Annotated in this window: 18 protein-coding genes; 10 read left to right on the forward strand and 8 right to left on the reverse strand. The window is 70.0% G+C overall.

Features of this window, described 5'->3' with window-relative positions:
* Positions 1 to 120 precede the first annotated feature (120 nt).
* From ACTMTI_RS24330 to ACTMTI_RS24350, 5 genes are all read left to right on the forward strand, one after another.
* Entirely contained in the window at positions 121 to 1011 is an 891-nt protein-coding gene (locus ACTMTI_RS24330) for an AraC family ligand binding domain-containing protein (RefSeq protein WP_441122800.1), read from the forward strand.
* A gap of 98 nt (positions 1012 to 1109) precedes the next feature.
* Positions 1110 to 1232: a hypothetical protein gene (locus ACTMTI_RS24335; RefSeq protein ID WP_441122801.1), complete on the forward strand. Its 123-nt coding sequence runs from the start codon at positions 1110 to 1112 to the stop codon at positions 1230 to 1232.
* Positions 1214 to 1348: a hypothetical protein gene (locus ACTMTI_RS24340; RefSeq protein ID WP_441122802.1), complete on the forward strand. Its 135-nt coding sequence runs from the start codon at positions 1214 to 1216 to the stop codon at positions 1346 to 1348. The genes ACTMTI_RS24335 and ACTMTI_RS24340 overlap by 19 nt, the downstream gene beginning before the upstream one ends.
* Positions 1349 to 1446: 98 nt before the next feature.
* Positions 1447 to 2181, forward strand: coding sequence for a LuxR C-terminal-related transcriptional regulator (locus tag ACTMTI_RS24345; protein WP_441122803.1), 735 nt, complete (start codon positions 1447 to 1449; stop codon positions 2179 to 2181).
* 78 nt (positions 2182 to 2259) lie between these two features.
* The gene (locus tag ACTMTI_RS24350) at positions 2260 to 2787 is read left to right on the forward strand and encodes a hypothetical protein (protein WP_441122804.1); all 528 of its coding nucleotides are present in this window, start codon (positions 2260 to 2262) and stop codon (positions 2785 to 2787) included.
* Positions 2788 to 2902: 115 nt separating this feature from the next.
* Here ACTMTI_RS24350 and ACTMTI_RS24355 read toward each other — a convergent pair whose 3' ends face one another.
* A complete protein-coding gene (locus ACTMTI_RS24355) occupies positions 2903 to 4144 on the reverse strand; it encodes a PP2C family protein-serine/threonine phosphatase (RefSeq protein WP_441122805.1) in 1242 nt (413 codons plus the stop codon).
* A gap of 592 nt (positions 4145 to 4736) precedes the next feature.
* Between ACTMTI_RS24355 and ACTMTI_RS24360 the strand changes: the two genes are divergently transcribed.
* Positions 4737 to 6434 carry a BRCT domain-containing protein gene (locus ACTMTI_RS24360; protein ID WP_441122806.1) on the forward strand — a complete coding sequence of 566 codons (1698 nt, stop codon included), beginning with the start codon at positions 4737 to 4739 and terminating at the stop codon, positions 6432 to 6434.
* A 1473-nt stretch (positions 6435 to 7907) separates the two neighbouring features.
* On the opposite strand, the gene ACTMTI_RS24365 is transcribed toward ACTMTI_RS24360, so the two are convergent.
* Entirely contained in the window at positions 7908 to 8477 is a 570-nt protein-coding gene (locus ACTMTI_RS24365; RefSeq protein ID WP_441122807.1) for a carbonic anhydrase, read from the reverse strand.
* A 199-nt stretch (positions 8478 to 8676) separates the two neighbouring features.
* Between ACTMTI_RS24365 and ACTMTI_RS24370 the strand changes: the two genes are divergently transcribed.
* The 3 genes from ACTMTI_RS24370 to ACTMTI_RS24380 all read left to right on the forward strand — a co-directional run bounded on the left by ACTMTI_RS24370 (position 8677) and on the right by ACTMTI_RS24380 (position 10886).
* Entirely contained in the window at positions 8677 to 9264 is a 588-nt protein-coding gene (locus ACTMTI_RS24370; RefSeq protein WP_441122808.1) for a hypothetical protein, read from the forward strand.
* Positions 9265 to 9398: 134 nt separating this feature from the next.
* Positions 9399 to 10238: a helix-turn-helix domain-containing protein gene (locus tag ACTMTI_RS24375; RefSeq protein ID WP_441122809.1), complete on the forward strand. Its 840-nt coding sequence runs from the start codon at positions 9399 to 9401 to the stop codon at positions 10236 to 10238.
* A 66-nt stretch (positions 10239 to 10304) separates the two neighbouring features.
* On the forward strand, positions 10305 to 10886 hold the full coding sequence (locus ACTMTI_RS24380) for a dihydrofolate reductase family protein (RefSeq protein ID WP_441122810.1): 582 nt from the start codon (positions 10305 to 10307) through the stop codon (positions 10884 to 10886).
* A gap of 418 nt (positions 10887 to 11304) precedes the next feature.
* Here the strand turns inward: ACTMTI_RS24380 and ACTMTI_RS24385 are convergent, their stop codons facing one another.
* Positions 11305 to 12444, reverse strand: a complete 1140-nt coding sequence (locus ACTMTI_RS24385) for an acyl-CoA dehydrogenase family protein (protein WP_441122811.1) — start codon at positions 12442 to 12444, stop codon at positions 11305 to 11307.
* Complete coding sequence (locus ACTMTI_RS24390; protein ID WP_441122812.1) at positions 12441 to 15815, reverse strand: indolepyruvate ferredoxin oxidoreductase family protein; 3375 nt, start codon at positions 15813 to 15815, stop codon at positions 12441 to 12443. Before ACTMTI_RS24390 ends, ACTMTI_RS24385 begins: the two co-directional genes overlap by 4 nt.
* A 153-nt stretch (positions 15816 to 15968) precedes the next feature.
* Here ACTMTI_RS24390 and ACTMTI_RS24395 point away from each other — a divergent pair, with 153 nt between their 5' ends.
* Positions 15969 to 16427 carry an Lrp/AsnC family transcriptional regulator gene (locus ACTMTI_RS24395; protein ID WP_441122813.1) on the forward strand — a complete coding sequence of 153 codons (459 nt, stop codon included), beginning with the start codon at positions 15969 to 15971 and terminating at the stop codon, positions 16425 to 16427.
* Between the two features lie 5 nt (positions 16428 to 16432).
* Here the strand turns inward: ACTMTI_RS24395 and ACTMTI_RS24400 are convergent, their stop codons facing one another.
* The 4 genes from ACTMTI_RS24400 to ACTMTI_RS24415 all read right to left on the reverse strand — a co-directional run bounded on the left by ACTMTI_RS24400 (position 16433) and on the right by ACTMTI_RS24415 (position 19556).
* Positions 16433 to 17551, reverse strand: a complete 1119-nt coding sequence (locus tag ACTMTI_RS24400; protein WP_441122814.1) for a DUF7507 domain-containing protein — start codon at positions 17549 to 17551, stop codon at positions 16433 to 16435.
* Positions 17552 to 17965: 414 nt separating this feature from the next.
* Positions 17966 to 18298: a winged helix-turn-helix domain-containing protein gene (locus ACTMTI_RS24405; protein WP_441122815.1), complete on the reverse strand. Its 333-nt coding sequence runs from the start codon at positions 18296 to 18298 to the stop codon at positions 17966 to 17968.
* Positions 18298 to 18771, reverse strand: a complete 474-nt coding sequence (locus ACTMTI_RS24410) for a hypothetical protein (RefSeq protein ID WP_441122816.1) — start codon at positions 18769 to 18771, stop codon at positions 18298 to 18300. The genes ACTMTI_RS24405 and ACTMTI_RS24410 overlap by 1 nt, the downstream gene beginning before the upstream one ends.
* A gap of 92 nt (positions 18772 to 18863) precedes the next feature.
* The gene (locus tag ACTMTI_RS24415; protein WP_441122817.1) at positions 18864 to 19556 is read right to left on the reverse strand and encodes an adenylate kinase family protein; all 693 of its coding nucleotides are present in this window, start codon (positions 19554 to 19556) and stop codon (positions 18864 to 18866) included.
* Between the last annotated feature and the right edge of the window lie 193 nt (positions 19557 to 19749).

Consider the following 19749-nt stretch of genomic DNA (forward strand, 5'->3'; position numbering starts at 1 on the left):
CGCAACGCGTCCTTCCGCGCCCGTGGACCATGGAGGCGGGCGCGACAACCAGCGAACATGCTGCGCTCACACCGACCGGCCGGTCTTGTACGCTCGTGCGCCGCGCTCATGCCCGCGCTCATGTCCGCACTCATGGCCGGGGGCGAACGAGGTGATGACGAGATGACCGGCAGGAGCCGGGCAGGCCGGGAGTGGGCGACGTACTGGCGCTCGGCCGAGATGCCGCTGGAAGCCATGTACGCGAGCTTCCTGCGCCACCGCTACCACCGCCACAGCCACGAGACGTACTCCTTCGGCGTCACCGAGCACGGCGCGCAGACCTTCACGTGCCGCGGTGCCGGGCACACGAGCGCGGCCGGGATGGTCATGGCGTTCAACCCGGACGAGGTACACGACGGGCACGCGGCCCACGAACAGGGATTCACGTACCGGATCGTGCACATCGGCGAAAAGCTGATCACCGACGTCATCCCCGACGTGACGCAGCGCCCCGCCGGATTGCCACTGTTCGCCGCCCCGGTCCTCGACTCTCCCGCCCTCGCGGCGCGGCTGCGCAGGCTGCACACCGCGCTGTCACACGGCGCCGGCCCGCTCGAGCGCGACGAGCTCCTCTGCGCCGCCGTCGCCGCCCTCTCGCGCCTGGCCGCGCGTACGCCTGCGCGACCCCGAGCCATTCCCCGTACGCCGGCGGTCGCGCATCTCGCCGCGAAGGCACGCGAACTGATCCACGACCGCTACGCCGACCCGATCAGCGCCGACGACCTCGCGGTCTGGACCGGTTCCAGCCGGTACAAGGTCTACCGGGCCTTCCACACGACCTACGGGCTGGCGCCCAGCGAATATCAGCGCCAGCTCCGCCTGCGTGCCGCACGCCACCTGCTCGCCCTGGGACACCCCGCGGCCCGGGTCGCCGGCGAGGCCGGTTTCACCGACCAGGCCCACCTCACCCGCTGGTTCACCCGCTCGTACGGCGTCACGCCCACCCAATACCGGCTGGCGAAAGCCGACTGACAGCTCGACGGTGCCGGCGACCCGACGCTCGTTCCGGGCCGTACTCAAGTGAAGCGCCCGACTTCGCTGGAGGCTCGTTCCCTTGAGGGGATCGAGTCATGGCAGCCAAGTCCCCCTACCCGGCCGAGCCGCGTAAGCGCGCGGCGGTGCGGATGGTCGCCGAGGTCCGCCCGGACTACCCGAGCGAGTGGGCCGGCAGAACGTGGACGTACGCGGCGTGAAGGCGTGCCTGGGGACGATCGACGCCGGCGGCACGCTCGCGATCGTCTGGCAGCTGCGTAACGGGCCGGCCGTCAAGGTGTTCATCAGCCCGGACTACGCCAAGGAGGTCGAGTGATGTTCTCGTCCGGGTACGGCCAGGGTGTCAGACCCGCCAGAATTTGCCGGTAGGACCCGCGCAACGGCAGAGGGTGGCGCGGTCGGCGAAGGAGGCGTGTGGACGAGAGCGTGTCGCTGGCCCAGCTGGCCCAGCTCGCCCATCGGCTGGAAGAGGCGGTGGGCGAGCTGCGAGGCATCCCCGTCGACGTTGAGCGGCTGGAGGACAGCGCGCTCGTCGGGCAGCAGATCGCGCAGGCCGCCCGCTCGGCGAGCGAGCTGCGCGCCATGCACCCTGTGGGCCGGCCGGACAAAGTCCGCAAGGAGCAGCCGAGCAGGCAGAGCGTGCTCGATGCCCTGGAGCGTGGCATGGCGATGCGCACGATCATCCACGCCAGCGTGCTGGACGACCCGCGCAATGCGGCCTGGGTCAGGCAGCTGCATGCCTCCGGTGACCTGCACCGGGTCATCGACGAGCCGATCCAGCAACTGCTCATCTTCGACCGCTCGGTGGCGTTCGTCCGGATCACCCCCGTCGCCTACGCGCCGGGCGCCCTGATGATCAGGCAGCAGAGTCTGATCACTGCCCTCATCGACCTGTTCGAGCAGACCTGGGCCAGGGCCAGGGAGGTCACCGAACCGACGCACAAGCTGACGCCGCGCGAGCGCGAGGTGCTCGCCCTGATCGCCGAGGGGCGCTCCAACAGCGCCGTCGCCCGCACCCTGTCGATCACGGAGGCGGCCGTGGGCAAGCACGTGGCCAGCGTGTTTGCCAAGCTCGAGCTACCCGAGACTCCCGACGACAACCGGCGGGTGCTGGCGGTGCTCGCGTATCTGCGGGGCACGGCGAGGTAGTGCCAGGCCGACTTCGTCCTCGCCCCAGCCCCCATGCGGACGGAGTCCGGTGTGCATTTGAATCGCGTCATGCAACGAATGACCGGATTACTCGTTGGCGCGATCTTCGGCGCCGTTTTCGTCGTCGTCAACGCGCACAGCCCGCTGAACGCCCTGACCGTGAACACCCTGCGGGTGGCCGCCTGCCTGGCGGCCGCGAGTGTCATCGCCATGTGGTTCCGCGCCGCGCGGAAGGAGCGGCCCGCCGCGGGCCCGCGGCAGAACATGTACGGCCGCGGCTATCTGATCATCGTCGCCGCTGAGATCGTTCTGCTCTTCGGCGGCCTTCGGCTGCTCGCCGCCTGGGGACGTCCTGAGCAGACCAACGTGGCGTGGGTGGCGTTCGTGGTCGGTGTGCACTTCGTCGCGTTGGCACCGGTCTGGAAGGACTGGGCCATCGCCGTACCGGGCGTGGTTCTCACCCTGCTCGGCGTCGCCGGTCTCGTGCTGGCGGCGACGGACGCCATCGCCTGGGTGCCTCTCATCAGCGGTGTGCTGTCCGGCGTGGTGCTCCTGACCGGCGCCGTCGCCTTCGGCTGGCGAGCCATGGCAGCTCGAACGGCCTAGTTACCGTCACCTTGGGGGGCGCTGGTCACTGCCGCCGTTGGACGAGGGTGGCGAGGTCGCCGCGGGTGGCCGTCCTGGGCTTGGCTGTCGACCACCCAGAGCCGAGCGGAGGGACCTACAGGCGGGCGACGATCAAGGCGACGTCGTCCCGGCCGCCTCCGCTGACGCCGAGGCGGGCGAGCAGGGCGTCGGCCAGCCCTTCGGGGCCGAGGCAGGCGGAGCAGGCGAGTGCGTCGCAGAGCCGGCGCAGGCCCGCGTCGATGTCCTCGCCGCGGCGTTCGATGAGCCCGTCGGTGTAGAGCACGAGGGCGTCGCCGGGGCTGTAGGGCAGGTAGGCCTGAGGGCGGGCGGTGTGTGTGGGGCGGGCTCCCAGCGGCGGGTCGGTGGCCTGGTCGAGCAGGTCGCAGGTGCCGTCGCAGTGGGCCAGCACCGGCGGGAGGTGACCGGCGCTGCTGTAGGTGATGTGGTGGCTGCGGGTGTCGATGACGGCTTGGATGATGGAGGTGGCCAGTGCCCCCTCCACCGAGCGCGCGTACAGGCCCAGGGCCTCCAACGCCTTGGCAGGCTCCTGGAAGGTCCGGATGGCGGCGGACAGCGCGCTGCGGAGCATGCCCATGATCGCGGCGGCCTCCAGGCCGTGGCCGACGACGTCGCCGACCGTGATGGCGAGCCCGTCGCCGGGCAGGTCGATCACGTCGTACCAGTCGCCGCAGACGTTCAGGGATTCGGCTGCGGGCAGGTAGCGGACGGCGACCTCCGGGTGCTGGGCCAGGTCGGGCGAGTGCAGCATGGCTTCTTGCAAGGTGAGAGCGACCTGGCGTTCGTTGGCGTGGGCTTGGCGCAGTTCCTCGTTCAGCCGCTGGAGTTCGCGCGCCCGCGCGTACAGCTCGGCCTCCATCGCTTCTCGCTCGCCGGGCGCCTCGCCTCCTTGCGTACGGGCGGTATGAGACAGTACGAACGCGGTCACGTCCTCCACGCGGTGGATGATCCACGCCACCTTCCCGTCCTGGCCGAGCACCGGAGTGTTGATCGGGGACCACCACCGTTCCTCGAACACGCCGGGCTTGTCCGCCACAGGGATGTCGTATTTCTGCAGCGCCATCGTGTCCGGCTGCTTTGAGCGCAGGACCCGGTGCAAGGAGGCGTCCAGATTCCGCACCCCGTCAGCGCCCGGGTCCGCCGGATTTCCGGGGAAGGCATCGAAGATGTACCGCCCGATCAGATTCTCACGAGAGCGGCCGGTCGCTGAGAGATACGCCCGGTTGACGTCGATGATCACCAAGTTGGGGCCCAGCACGAGATGAGGGCTGGGCGTGCAGGCGAACAGCTCCCGGTAGTCGATCCGAGGTGTCGTCACATACTCTCCCCCTTCCCCTTCCGTGGCCGCCAGGACTTCACACTTCCGCACCTCAACCATGAGTCCCGCGCCCTCGGCACCCGTCCAGCCCAACGATCCATCGAGAAAACGGCGCATTTTTCCGGGCATGGGCAGCAGACATGGCCGGCGGAAGCAGCGTTCCTGCCGACCTGTATATAACGAGAAACCGCGAAGGAACCTCGCAGAAATCCCTGCGACACCGCTCTGCGAAACAGGTCCGCTGAAGGACCCTCATACGCTCTATACAAACACAGAGAGGCGATGGCACTCATCGCGCGAGGCAAATCACGGCAACTCATTGCCGCTGCTTGGCGTTGCGTCAGATAAGAATAGTCAAAATCTTCCGCGAACCTACCGGAGTTCGCCCCACACACTCCCGTGATCGTCCAGGCCGGGTGTCAGCAACATCCGCCAGCGTGGCTGTCACCGATCATCCCGCGTGTGTCCCCACCCCGTTCTGCGAGAGCACCCGCTCGCAACCGCAGTGCAGCGAAGGCGTTCGTGCTGCGATGCAGGCCAGAAGAAGGAGCGCGGTGGATCATCATGCCGCACTCCGCTACCGTCGCTTGGCATGATCATTAGTGGCAGCCAGATCGTGCTGGCCGGGCGGTTCGGGCGGCTTTCGAAGGATGAGGCCAAGCGCGGCCTGGAAGCGTTGGGCGCGAAGGTGACCGCGTCGGTCTCGGCGAAGACGGACCTGGTCTTCGCCGGGGCGAAGTCGGGGGCCAAGGCGGGTCCGGCGGCGGTGCGCGGCGTTCCGATCTACGATGAGGACGCGCTTGCGGCCGTGCTCGAAGGCCGGGAGCCCGGCACTCCGCCGCCGTCCCCGCCGTTCACCGGCGTCCCGGACGAGCGAATGGGACCCGACGAGGCCCTCGACACCCTCAAGAACGCCGACTGGTCCGCGTTCTGCCCGGAGCGCGACACCGTGCCGCTGCGGGACGCCCTCCAGGCTCTGGAGCGCGCCCACGGCGTCACCGACGCGCATCGCCTCGCGACCGCCCGGGTCCGCGACGCGGGCGCGCTGCTGCGCCACTTCGACGTGCACCACGGCGAGCTGAACGGCCACGCGCTCAGCCCGGACGGCCGCCACCTCGCGATCGGAAGCGGGACCGGCGACGACTACGACCGGGGCGGGGTCCTGCAGGTCTTCGAGGTCGCCACCGGCCGCTGCGTCCACGCGATCGACGGCATCATGGGTGGCATCGGCTTCCCGGACTACACACGCAGCCTCCAGTGGTCGGCGGACGGCACGCGAATCGCACTGGAGTACAACACCAACGCGACCGGGGTGTGGGACCCGTTCGGCACCGACCCCGAGCCGATCGCCGACGCGTTCTTCCTCGCCTCCGGCAGACCGCTGGGCATGGCCTTCGCCCCCGACGGCAGGCGCGCGTTCGTCTTCGGAGGCGAGTCGGACGTCCTGCGCAACGTCATCGTGGCGATGCACGAGGGCTCGGTCGCCGGGCCACCGGACGCCCACCCGGAGGGAACCGCGCCGATCGAGTTCAGCGGACCGTTGCCGGACGAGTCCCGGGAAACCTGGAGCGACGAGCCCGAGTTCATCCTCGACCGGGCGTTCTGGTCGCGCGACGGCTCCCGTGTCTACGGAGAGGCGGGGCACGAGTACGCGGCGATCTCGCTCGACGTGGAGAAACGGCAGGTCTCCTGGATCCTGGGGCTGGAAGAGGATCAGGATGCGGCTCCGCCCGAGTGGAGCCTGGACGAACGACTCCTGGCCTACCAACGCGGCGGAAAGCTCATCATCGCCGACGCGCTGACGGGTGAGACCACGGCGGAGCTTCCTGGCTACCCGGGCGCCGACGTCCTGTGCTGGGGGCCGGGCGGTCGGCTGGCGGTGGTGGACCCGGCGGGCGGGACCGTCGGGATCATCGACGCGACGGCCGGCGAGCACCGGTACGACCTGAACGTTCAGGCGGACACCTCCAACCCGCGCGGCTGGGACGCCCGGTCGTGGGCCTGGTCACCGAACGGCGAGCGGGCCGCCTGCGTCACCGCCGAGGGGCGGATCGAGATCTGGTCGCTCGGTGAACGCCCAGAAACGGCTGCGCGTCCTGGACGGCGTCCGGCGCACCATCGGTCAGTGGGATCACGGCTTCGGCCTGGAATGGCCCGCCGACGACGTGCTGATCGCGATCGGCTCGCACGCGGTGCGCTTCCTGCGCCCCGAGACCGGCGAGATCGTGGCCGACCACCCCTTCCACCACGCCCCGGCCGCCCGTCGCCCGCTCGTCTTCGCCGGCCGTGACCTCGGCGACCAGCTCCGGCTCAACCCGACGTTCGCACTGGACGAGGACAGCTGGGCGGTGGCGTTCGAGGACGGCACGGTCATCGCAGAGCCCGGCCGGGACGACGATCTCGCGGAGCTCGCGGAGCTCGACGATCGGCTCTGCTGGTCCATCGCCCGCCGCTTCGCCTGGCCGTTCCGCTGGGGCGACCAGAAGATCTTCCCCGACCCCGCCCACGCGGGAGTGGGCGCGGCCTCACCGGAGACCGAGCGGCTGCTGGCGCCGTTCCGGGGACGCGGCAGCACGGCAGAGGCGACGGGGACGTGGCCGCCACCCGACACCGCCACCGTCACCGATCTGATCACGGTGGTCCGGGGAACGCTCGTCGACCTGACCGTTCAGGACTCGGTCGTCCACGCCGAGTGGACCGTCGACACGCTCCAGCAGCTCGCGATGGTCTGCGCCCGGCGGGGTGAGACTGCCGAAGCCCGCGAACTGGCCCTCGCGATGCCAGAACACCGGCGACGTCTCGGACATCTCGCGCGGATCGCGCTCACGCTGGGCGCGGCCGGTTTCGACGCCGAAGCCGCAGCGGTCTTCCCCTACGCCGGCAGCGATCCCGCGGACGTGAGCGACGCGGCGGATCTTGCGGCGGTCGCCGGGGCGTGCGCGGTCCTGGGGCGGCACGAACGCTCCGAGCAGTGGTTCGCCTTCGCGCGCGAGGCCGCCGACGCCGACCGTTCGAACTGGGAGGTCCGCCTGCCGCTGGTCTGGGCGCTCACCGAGTGCGGCCGGGAGCAGGAGGCCCGCGTCGTGCTGGACGAGGGCCAGGGCACGCCGAGAGATCGGCACCACGGCGTGCCCTGGCTGGTCTGCCTGCTCAGGCGGGGCGAGACAGAGCTGGTGCGTGAGCTGATCGGGGAGCGCAGCGAGCGGAACGACCCGGACAAGTCACACGCCTATGGCGTGCGCTGGTTCGACGACTGGACCGCTGCCCGCGCGCTCACCGTCTACGGGCAGCCGGATCTGCTCCGGCTGTGGGGCCACATCAACCGAGCTTGGGTGCGGGACGACTTGCCGGTGGCCGAGCGGATCTCGTCCGAGGGCAGGCCCACCGGCCCGACCGCCGACCAGGTGATCGATCTCGGCGCCCAGCACGCTGCGCTCGCGAAGCTGCCCAAGGCGACGAAGCGGCGCGAGTCCGCGCACGTGGCCCGGAACGCGGCGGAGTGCGGCCACATCAGCGCCGTGCTCGACCTGCTGCCCGGGACGGGCGACCCCGGCAATTACGGGCTGGACAGCAACACGCGCACCTGGGTCGCGCTCAGCGCCCTGCGGACCATCGCGATCGGCGTCGACGTCGACGTGTGGTGATCCCGTGGCCCGCCAGCCCTCAGCGGTGTCGAAAACGGGCGTGTTCGCGGTGACCGGTGCTCAGGACGGCACGGCCCGCGTGTGGGACGGCTCGGGTCGAAGCTCGTGCTCGCCAGCGCTCAGGCAGGTGCGCCGTTCAGGATCTCGACCTGGCCTGTGTCCAGGGAGTAGTACGCGCTGACCACGGCCAGCACTCCCTTGCTCACCAGCGGCGCGAGGTCTCGATTGCCGCGCAGGGCGTCCGCGGTCAGCTTCACCTGGGCCCTGGCCATCGTATCGGCGGGGTCGGCGCTGCTCTGCCGTACGCTCTGTTCGTATGCCGGGCGCAGAGCCTCCACGATCGCCTGGAGGTTGCCCGGTAGCGGCTTACCTTCCCGCAGGGCTTTGTACGCGGCGGAGATCGCGCCGCATCGCTGGTGACCGAGCACGACGATCAGCGGGGTTCCGCTGGTCATCGGCCCGTACTCGACGGAGCCGATGATGACGGGCTCCACAGCCACCCCGCCGCTACGCATGACGAACAAATCCCCCAGGCCGGTGTCGAAGACGAGCTCGGGAGGCACCCGGGAATCGATGCATGACAGCACCGCTCCGTAGGGCTGCTGGCTGGCGGCCAGCAATTCCCGGCGTGTGGGATCGCGATCCGGATGCTTGAGTGTGTTCGTCACCCAGCGTCTGTTGCCCTCCATCAGCCGTTCGTAAGCGGCCTTCGGCGTGTCAGGAGCCGCTCCTGTGAGGGATGCGGGCGCCGCCTTGTGCATTTGGTTCGTTACCTCGGCCGATGAGCAGCCGGCAAGGCAGGCCGCTGCCAAGGACGCGACTCCTGTAAGCAGCGTTCGCCGCCTCGGACCATCAGCTTGAGTGCTCATGACCTGCACATTCCCCTCCGTGGGCAAAGCCAATACTCAGAGTCACCAACAGTCACTCTGGCACCACTGGGCCGTCGGCTTCCATGCCCTCTGGGTGGAGAGCGACGACCCGGAAGAACTGTCCAGCCGATTCCGCGTGGACCCGGGCTCACGCCTGGAGTGCGACGTGACAATGCTCGCGGGAAGGTACAAAGGCCCTCCGGCGAAAGGCATCTGGATCGGCCCGCAAGCGCCGGGCTGGACCCATCTCCTCGTCTTCGGGCTGTCCTCGACCCATCCCGCGATCGGCAATCTCGGAAAGCGGCGAGCCTTCCAGATCAAGTTCTGGGGCGAGGTGGGGGAAGGACTCGAGCCGCTGTACCTCCATTACGACGGGGAACTGCTCGGCGATGTCAATCCACCGTACGAGGAGGGCGGACACATGTCTCTCCCTGACTACCGGCCCTTCACCGAGGGCCTGGCACTCGACCCCGACGGTGACCTTGAGCATGACGTCCACACCCTGTGGTGCGTGGTCGGCCGGATCACGGGACGCTTCGCAGATCGGGAGTGGTGGACGCCGGCCCGTACCTTCTACAGCATCCCCGCCGGAGCCTGGGAACGCTGAACAACGCTGACCCCGGCCAGCACCACGGCCGCCACCGCGAGGGCCGCCCTTGCCAGAAGCGCCCGCCGCAGTTCCGCGACTGACGGCGTACGACGACCTGGCGGCCCACCCGTGCATCGGCGATGCTGTGACGCGTGCAGTACGTGTCCAGAGTGCCGCGACCGCCGCTGAACGGGCTGATCGACGACCTCTACTACCTGGAGGGCGCGCCGCCGTACGCCCGGCTGACGCTGCCGCCGATGCCGTCGGCGTTGCTCATCCTCAATCTCGGGGCGCCGTTCCGCATCCGCGCCGGCACCGGCATCGAGACGGCCGAGTACGCCGACGGCTGCGTGGTCACCACACCCACCCGCGCCTTCGAGTTCGGCTACCCACCGGGCACCCGGTCGATCGGCGTGCACTTCAAGCCGTGGGGGCTGGCGCCGTTCCTGCCGATGCCCGCGGCCGAGCTGTGCGACCGGCCGGTGACGGTGGAGCAGATCTGGGGCCGCCCCACCACCGCTGAGCTGCGAGACCGGCTGGCCACGGCGGCCGGGCCGCACGAGATGCTGACACTGCTCGAGGACGAGCTGATGCGACGGCTCTGCGCGACCGCCGGCTTGGGTCTGGTCCGCCACACGAGCAGCGTCATCGCGGCGACCAGCGGGGCGGTGGCGATCAGCGACCTGAGCGTGGCAGCCGGTGTCAGCAACACTCATCTGGCACAGCGGTTCAAGGAGCTCATCGGCGTCACGCCGAAGCGGCTGGCCCGCACCTACCGCTTCGCCGCCACCGTGTTCGCGATCAACCCCGCCGGACCGATCGACTGGGGCGACCTCGCCGGTGGCGCAGGCTACTTCGACCAGGCCCACTTCGGCCACGAGTTCCGGGCGTTCACCGGGCTCACGCCGACCCGGTACGTCGAAGTCCGGCGGCGGTTCCTGCGCGAACATCCCGGCCACGTGATGGACGGCTGGCCGCTGCCGGCCGATTGATTTCTTACAAGAGCGACAGCTCACGACACGCTAATTTGGGGGCACCCCAAAGCAGAGGAGAGCCCCGTGGGCAAGGTGGTCATGTACAGCTCGGTGTCGGTGGACGGCTTCGTCGCGGACGAGAATGACCAGCCCGGACCGCTGTTCGACTGGTTGTCCAGCGGTGACGTCCCGTTGGACGAGACGGGGGAGGTGAAGGTGTCGCAGACGTCCTACGACTACACCCGGGCGTACTGGGACCAGATCGGAGTCACGATCGTCGGCCGCCACGTCTTCGACCTGACGGACGGCTGGGGCGGCAAGCCGCCGGGCGGGATCGACCACGTGGTCGTCGTGTCGCACCGGCCGATGCCCGAGGGCTGGGACCCCGAGGCGCCGTTCCACTTCGTCGACGGCGTCGAGGCCGCCATGGCCAAGGCACAGGAGCTTGCGGGCGACCGCATGGTGGAGGTCGCCGCCGGCGACGTCGGTGGCCAGGTGCTTGCCGCGGGCCTGATCGACGAGGTGCGCATGGACGTCGTACCCGTCGTGTTCGGGTCCGGCAAGCGCTACTTCGGGTCGGTCGACGCACAACACCTGTTGGAGGATCCTGACGTGGTGATCCAGGGCAACCGGGTGCTCCACCTGCGCTATCGGGTGCGCCGATGACCGATCTCCCCTCGCAACGGCCCGCATTTCTTCTTATGCGCAGAACGCAGAGAGGGTCAGCACACATGGGCTTCCGAGACATCGTGGCACGCTACGAGGGGGTGCTCCGAGCCGACTCCGCGTGGCTGTCGGAAGGCTTGGCCTGGACCGTTGTCCTGCCTCGGTCAGAGAACCTCTCGTGGACCGAGGTGGGGCGATCACCTCGGCGGATCCGACACCAGGCTTCATCTCCGCGTCTACGCCCACAGATGCCCGAGTCACACACGACCGGGCTCGCAAGGCGATTGACGACCGGCTGTTCCGTCCGCGCGAGGTCTCTCACGGAACAGGGACGGAACAGTGATCATCTAGAGCCCCATCCCAACACAAAGAACCCCGCCTCCCACCACAGGGAAGCGGGGTTTCTGCATGTCAGAGGCTACTTGGCCAGGTGTCTGCTGATCACCAGGCGCTGGATCTGGTTCGTCCCCTCGAAGATCTGCATGATCTTGGCTTCGCGCATGTAGCGCTCGACGCGAAACTCGCGCGTGTACCCGTACCCGCCGAAGACCTGGACCGCGTCGGTCGTGACCTTCATCGCCACGTCCGTGGCCACCAGCTTGGCCACGCTGGCCTGCCGGCTGTAAGGCAGTCCGGCGTCGCGGCGGCGGGCCGCGTCCAGGTACGTCGCCCGCGCGCTGTCCACCCCCGCGGCCATGTCCGCGAGCAGGAACCCGAGCCCCTGATGGTCGATGATCCGTTTGCCGAACGTCCGCCGCTCCTTGGCGTAGGCCACCGCTTCGTCGAGTGCGGCCTGCGCGAGGCCGGTGGCGCAGGCGGCGATGCCGAGCCGGCCGGAGTCGAGCGCGCTGAACGCGATCTGGAGCCCTTGCCCCTCCGCGCCGATCAGCCGGTCGGCCCCCAGCACCACGCCGTCCCAATGGGCGCTGGTCGTGGGCACGGCGTGCAGCCCCATCTTCTCCTCGGGCCGCCCGAAGGTGAGCCCGTCGGCCGCGCCCGGCGCGAGGAAGCAGGAGATGCCACGCGACCCCTCACCGGTACGGGCGAACAGGGCGTAGAAGTCCGCGAGGCCCCCATGCGTGATCCACGCCTTGTTACCGCTGATCCGGTAGCCGTCCGCGACCCGCTCTGCCTTGCACGTCAGCGCCCCTGCGTCGGAGCCGGCCTGCGGCTCGGACAGGCTGTATCCGCCGATCAGCCGCCCGGCCAGCATGTCGGGCAGCCACCGTGCCCGCTGCTCGGCCGTACCGTAGGCGAGAACGGGGAAGCAGGCGAGCGTGTGCACGCTGGTCGCGACCGCGACGGCCGCCCACCGCATCGCCAGCTCCTCGATGACCTGCAGGTACACCTCATACGGCTGCCCGCCGCCGCCGAACTCCTCCGGATACGGCAACCCGAGCAGCCCCGCCTCGCCCAGTACGGCGAACAACCCCGAGGGGTAGGTCTCGGCGCGCTCGTGCTCGTCGACCCGCCGCGCGAGCTCCTTGTCGGCGATCTCGCGGGTCAGCTCGATGAGGTCCTTGGCGTCCTGGTCGGGCAGCAGGCGGTCGACGGTCACGGGCACTCCTCGATCAGTGCGGGCTCGGCCAGTCGGGTCAGGGCGGTCCTGGCGCGTTCGCGGAACTCGGCGACGCGAGCGAGCTTGATGTCCTCGTACCCCCGGATCAGCTCGGGCAGGCCGGCGATCTCCGCGACGGCCTCGGCGGTCGCCGGGGTGAGCCGGTTCAGGGCGGAACGCACCAGTTCACGGTACTCGGCGACCAGCTCGCGTTCGACCCGCCGGACATGGGCCCGGCCGAACACGTCGAGCGCCGTCCCGCGCAGCACCCGCGCGGCCCGTAGCCCGCGGAACAGCACCGGGGCGGAGCGGCGCAGCTCGATCTTGCGCTTCATGCCCATCGCACGCAGCGCCGGCGGGTGCAACAGCACCGACACGACGGCGTCCGGACCGAACTCCCGTTCCCGCCTGGCCTTCTCGGCGGGGTCGAGGTGCAGGCGCGCGACCTCGTACTCGTCCTTGTAGGCCATGAGCTTGTGCAGGCCGCGGGCGTAGGCGAGGGCGATCCCCGTCCCGGCCTCCTCCCCCGCGCGCTCGACGGCGAGGGCCGTCACGCGGCCCACGTCCTCGGCGTACGTACGGGCGTAGGCCGCGTTCTGGTAGCCGGTCAGGTCCTCGACGCGGACGGCCACCACGTCCTCCAGCTTCTCTGCCGGCTTCTCGGCCTCGGGCAGGACGGCCTTGCGTACCGCGTCGGGATCGGCCACGGCGGCGCGGCCCCAGCGGAAGGCGGCGAGGTTCTGCTCGACGGCGGCCCTGTTGAGGACGATGGCCCGTTCGATGGCGACGGCGGACACGGGCAGGCAGCCATGCTGGTACGCGACGCCGACGAGCAGCAGGTTGGCCGGCATGTGGTCGCCGAACAGCGCCTCGGCCAGCTCATGGGCGTCCAGGCACACGGTGCGCCGGGTGGCGGACTCGACGCGGGCGACCGCGCTCGCATGCCCCGGCACCGGCACGCGGCCGATGACCATGGCGGCGGTGGGCACGACGGAGGTGTTGAGCACGGCAACGGTGCGCTCCGGCGCGGCGACCTCCAGGTTGCCGTCGGCCGCCGCGCCCAGCACGTCGAAGCCGATCAGCACGTCGGCGCGGCCCTGCGAAGCCCGCACAGAGCCGCTGACCGGCTGCTTCGAGATCCGCACGTCGCTGACCACGGGCCCGCCCTTCTGCGCGAGCCCGGTCTGCTCCAGACCGGCCGCGTGCAGCCCGTCGAGGTGGGCGGCCATCTGCAGGATCTGCGAGACGGTGACGACGCCGGTGCCACCGATGCCGGGCATCCTGATCAACGCCTCCGCGGGCCTGTCGACGGGCTCGGGCGGATCCACGGGGAGGGGCGGCGTCTGGCGGGCGGGCTTGGTTCCCGGCTCGACCAGCAGGAACGAGGGGCAGTCGCCCTTGAGGCAGCTCAGGTCGGAGTTGCACGAGGGCTGGTGGATGTGGGTCTTGCGGCCGTACTCGGTCTCGACCGGCTGGACGGACAGGCACGTCGAGACGTCGCCGCAGTCGCCGCAACCCTCGCAGACCCGCTCGTTCACCACGACCTTCTTGACCGGGGTGGGGAGCTTGCCGCGCTTGCGCAGCCGCCGTTCCTCGGCCGCGCACCGGTCGTCGTGGATCAGCACGGTCACGCCGTCGAGCGCGGCCAGCTCCCGCTCGGCCGCCTGCAGGTCGTCGCGGTGGCGTACGGAGGTGATCGAGGCCAGCCGCACCCCGCGGTACGTCTCCGGCTCCGGCGTCGTGATCACGATGCGCCGCACGCCCTCCACGGCCAGCTCGTGCGTGAGCGCGGGCACGTCGAGGCGGCCCTCGGCGCGCTGGCCGCCGGTCATGGCCACGGCGTCGTTGTAGAGCAGCTTGTACGTCATGGTCACCCCGGCGGCGACGGCGGCCCTGATGGCCAGGGAGCCGGAGTGGTGGAAGGTGCCGTCCCCGAGGTTCTGCACGAAATGCCGGTCCTCGGTGAACGGCGCCAGCCCGATCCACTGGGCGCCCTCGCCGCCCATCTGCGTGATGCCGACCTGCGTGCCGCGCCCGTGCCCGTCGAGCGCGATCATGGCGTGGCAGCCGATGCCGACGCCGACCAGCGTGTCGTCGGACGTACGGGTGGAGGTGTTGTGCGGGCAGCCCGAGCAGAAGTAGGGGGTGCGCGCGGCGACGATCGGCAGCGCGCGCCTGGCCACCCGTACGGTCTGGCGCGGCAGCCGGTCCCGGCCCACGCAGGCGGCGATGGCCTTGGCCACGTCCTCGGCGCCCAGGGTGCCGCGGGCGGTCAGGAGCTCCCTGCCGACGACCGCCGGGGGACGCTCGCTTCCGTACAGTGCCTGCTTGAGGTGTCCCTCCAGGAACGGCACCTTGTCCTCGACCACCAGCACCCGGTCGAGGTCGGCGGTCATGGCGGCCAGGTCGTCGTACGCGATCGGGAACGGCATCGCCAGCCTGATCAGCCTCAGTCCGAGGTCGTCCATGGCCGTCTCGTCCAGGCCGAGGTCCGCGAGCGCCCGCAGGACGACCGCGTACGTGGTGCCGGAGGCCAGGATGCCCAGCGCGGTGTTGCCGGAGCCGGACATGACACGGTTGAGCCCGTGCGTGCGGGCGTACTGGCGGGCCAGGTCAAGGCGGCGGGTGAGCAGGTCGTGCTCGGCGTCGAGAGCGGCCGGGCCGAGCAGGATGGCGTTCGCCCGGCTCTGGTCCCGGCTGGGCATCGGGATGCCGTCCCGCAAGGGGCCGAGGTCCACGGTGGCGGAGGCGTCGGCGATGTCCGCGACGATCTTCAGGCCGGCCCAGAGCCCGGTGGCGCGGGACAGGGCCACCGCGTGCAGCCCGAACTCGATGATCTCCGCCACCGAGCCGGGCGCCAGCAGCGGCATGGACAGGCTCTGGCACATCGGCTCGCACGAGCTGGGCAGGGTGGAGGACTTGCAGCCGGGGTCGTCGCCGATCCAGGCCACGGCGCCGCCGAGTGGCGCGGCGCCGGCCGTGTTGGCGTGCCTGATGGCGTCGGCGGCCCGGTCGAGACCGGGGTTCTTGCCGTACCAGAAGCCGGTCACGCCCTCGTGGCGGCGGCCCGGCACCTGGCCGAGCAGCTGTGTCCCGGCCACGGACGTGGCGGCGAGCTCCTCGTTCAGGCCGGGCTGGAACACCACGCCCGCCTCGTCCAGGAACCGAGCCGCCCGCCCCATCTCCAGGTCCACGCCCCCCAGCGGGGAGCCCTGGTAGCCGGAGACGAACACCCGCGTGTCCAGCCCGCGCTCCTCGTCCAGGCGGCGCTGTTCGAGCGTCAGGCGGACCAGGGCCTGGATGCCCGAGATGAGCACCCGGCCGTCTGGTGCCGTGTACTTGTCGTCGAGGGACACAGGCGTCTCGCTCACGCTGACCTCCTGGCTTCGTGCGGGGGGATTCCCAGCACACCAACGCGGGCAGGATATGCGCAAGTATTAGATGAGAAAGCGGGCCAAAGACGCAAATAAGAAGAGGATTCGGGCTTCATGGCTGGTGTACTTTGCGTCTGAGGGAGGTCTGGCGTGCCTGACGTGGACGAGATCGATCACCACGTGCTGCGGCTGCTGCGGGAGGACGGGCGCAGGACGTTCTCGGAGATGGCCGAGCGGGTCGGGCTGTCGGTGGCCGCGGTCAAGCGGCGGGTGGACCGGCTCCGGGAGCTCGGAGTGATCACCGGATTCACTGTGCAGATCGACTACGCCAAGCTGGGGTGGGGCATCGAGGCTTTCACCGAGCTACGCTACCCCGGCACGACACCGGTCAGCGAGATCGTCCGGACGGCGGCGGACGTTCCCGAGGTGCAGCAGGTGTTCACGATCGCCGGGGATCCGGACGCCTTGATCCATGTACGGGTACGGGATCTGGGGCATCTCCAGCAGGTCATCGACCGGTTGCGCCGGGCCGGGGAAGTGACCGGCACGAAGACGTTGCTGGTGCTCGGCTCGTGGACGCGGGACGCGCTGGCGCCGCGCGCTCGCTGAGCCCGTCAGGGCGGGTCTGCTCGGTCGCGGCCGGAGAAGTGGCGCACGAGCAGGCCGATCGCGAGCAGCACGGCCATGCCCAGGCCGAGCATCCACATCGACACGCCGGTCATCGGGAGGGTGTCCTGGTCGCGCCGGGAACCCCGCCCCGGCCGGGGCTGCGGCGCCTCGCCGCCGACCGGCTCCGGCCGGGACTCGTGGAGGCCGGGGCCCTCGCCGCCGCGCGGCGCTTTCGGCTTCGCGTCAGGGCCGGGATCGGCTCTGCGGCCTGTCGGAGGGCCGTTCGCGGGGGTGGGTGTCGCGTGGGTGGAGCGGGGCGTGAAGATCGCACTTCGGAGGGGTCTCACGCGGGTGGACGCGCAGGAGCGGTTGTTCGCGGCGTTCGCGTCGCGGCTGCCGGTGTGGACGGTGGCGCAGTCGGCTGTCACGCCGGTCGTCGCCGGGGTGACGGTGAAGGGGAACGTCCGGCTCTCGCCGGGGGCGAGGGTGCCGAGCGGGCAGGTGAGGGCGGGGCCGGGGCATTCGGCCGGGCGATCGCTGAGCTCGGCGGTGGGATCCCGCACGGTGACGTCCGTGGCCTGCGAGGGTCCGTGGTTGGTCACGGTCAGCCGGTAGGTGACGACGCGGCCGGTCTTGGCCGTGGGCGGGCCGGTCTTGACGATCTCGACATCGGTCATCGTACGGGCGCGGCTGATCAGCTCCGTTGCGTCGCCGCGCGTTCCCGGGGCGGCGGCCTGGGCACGGCTGGTGATGTTCGTGCCGTCGGGGAGGGCGGGGTCGGTCGTGACGGGGATCTCGTATGTGACGCTCTCCCCCGGTGCCAGGGTCATGCCTGTTCCGCCGCAGGTGACGGTCTGTCCCTCGCTGACGCAGTCGTGGGGAAGCGGGCCGGCGATCCTCATGCTCGGATCGATGATGATCTCGACGTCTTCGGCGTCCTCGTCCCCCGTGTTCGCGACGGTCACCGTGTGGACGGACTTCGCGCCGGCGATCAGCGGGGCCGGGGAGACGGCCTGCGTGATCCGAAGGTCGGGGCCACGCGGAATCGGGATCGCGGCCGCGGGCTGGCCGCTCCAGCCGCCGCTCAGCGCCGCGAGCGCGACGAACGCCACGATCCCCGGCATACGCACTCCGTCCTCCGTGTGAACGCCTGCTCGGCCCCGGGGCGATCCTGCTCTTGCCCGGCGGACCCGCGGCGGCGATCGCACCAGGACCATGCAATGCCATAGGCGAGTCTTTGCCGGAACGGTCTGCTTGCTGCTTTCCGCGCTCGACGAACACCCCTGATCCGAAGGCTCGCGCGTGCGTAGTGTCGAGGCCATTCCGCCGCCACGGCCTCTGGCTGGACGAGATGGCCGAGCCCGAGCCGGCCCCGGAATGGGCGGCCAAGCGGGCGGACGCCGCCGAATTCCCCGTGTTCCTCGTCATGCGATGTGTCAAAGCCGACGGTGTCGATTCTGCGGCGCTGCCGTTCGTATAGGGGGTGGACCCTGAAGGAGGGACATCATGGGCAAGGTCCTGGCGGGGCTGATGACGCTTCAGGCGCCGGGTTCGCGGTCCGGCGTGGGCCGTTCCGCTTGCGTGCGCGCGACCGCGACGATCCGTTCCAGTGCGGCCGCGTGCCGCTGGAATGCCTGCCGCCCTTCCGGGGTGAGCCGTACGTAGGTACGCCGTGCCCGGCGTTCCTGATCCTTGCGGACCGCGACGTATCCGGCGTCGGCCAGCGCCGAGATCTGCTTGGACAGCGCCGAGTCGCTGGTCCCGATCGCGTCCCTCAGGAAGCCGAAGTCCACCCAGTCGGCCGGCGCCAGCATCGCGACGATCGACAACCGCGCCGGGACGTGCAGGAACTCGTCGAACGACGGGTCCATCAGCCGCGTCCGCCGTAATGCGCGATGATCCCCCCGAGGACCTGGCGGTTCACGGGCGTCATCGCGACGTATGCCACGGCTGTCGCAGCGGCAGCCACCGTGGCCTGCGACAACAGCCCATGCGCCGGCACATCGAACAACGCCCAGGCGGCGATCCGGGCAATACCGAAGAACATGCAAATACCGATCATCACTCCTGAGAAGAACACCACTTCCTGGACGGTGGGCTTCCTTCGGACGGAGGCCCGAAGCTCGCGCACAATACCCACTCCCGCGAAGAGCCCGAACCCGCAGAGGGTGGCGACGGTGCTCCAGGGGCGTTCGAGGTCAGCCGACGCGAAGCCCACAAAGAGTCCCAGGGCTGCGAGGAGGACGTAGGGAAGGGCGAAGCTCTGGCGGACGATCTCCTCTCGGGTCCTGGCCTGATGGCGGCGGATGTCGTCGAGCGAAGACTGCGCGTCGTGAGGATTCATGAGCATCCCTGATCGTCGTGACTACTTTCCTATGAGGAAACTAGCATCGATTTTCCTCACAGGAAAGTAGTCAACGCCGACGCCGGACCGGATCAGCCGGATGCCGCGGGCGACGAAACCTCGGCCGGATCGGCGGGTGACGGCGTGTACGGCGGGAGGTTGAGGCGGGTGCGGATGGCTCGCTGGATCGTGATCTTGTCGGCCCTGGCGTCCACCGTCATCACATACTCCTTGCGCCGGAACAACTCGATCACCGGATCGATCTTGCTGTGATAGTCGCGCAGCCGTCTGGCCAGCGCGTCCGGGGTGTCGTCCGCCCGGGTCACCAGCTCCCCGCCGCACACGTCGCACCGCCCCTCGGCCTCCGGCCGGTGGGCGATCAGGTTGTAGTCCATGCCGCACCGCGAGCACAGCCGCCGGGCGAGGACGCGCCGCCGTACCTCGTCGTCCGGCAGGTCGAGGTGGATCACCCCGTCGATGTCGTAGCTCTCCAGGAAGAACTCCGTCTGCCGCCGGTTGCGCGGGAAGCCGTCGATGACGAAGCCGTAATTCCAGTCGTGCAACTGGAGCCGGCCTCTGACGACGTCCTCCACCAGGTCGTCCCCCACCAGTTCCCCGGCCGCGACCAGGCGGCGGACCTGGGCGCCGATCTTGGTGTGGTTCTTGACGTGCCAGCGGAAGATGTCGCCGACGCTGATGTGCACGAGATCGAGGTCGTGGGCGAGGAGCTGGCTCTGGGTGCCCTTTCCGCTCCCCTGCACCCCCATGATCACATATTTCCGCATGTGCCATCACTTTCGAGGTCATTTCATTTTTGAGCATCGTCACCTTCCCACCTGCCCTCCGTCAGCTTCTCGGCCCTGAAGTGAAGGGTCGAGCTTGCAGTTCCTCGCCGTACCTGGGGGGCACGGGTTGGTCCGCGTCGTCGGCAGCGTGACTCACTGCCCGGCCCATGCGATCGCCGCGCGATGGGCGAGC

The organism is Nonomuraea sp. H19 (genome assembly GCF_052068215.1).
In the GTDB taxonomy this organism is placed as follows: Bacteria; Actinomycetota; Actinomycetes; order Streptosporangiales; family Streptosporangiaceae; genus Nonomuraea.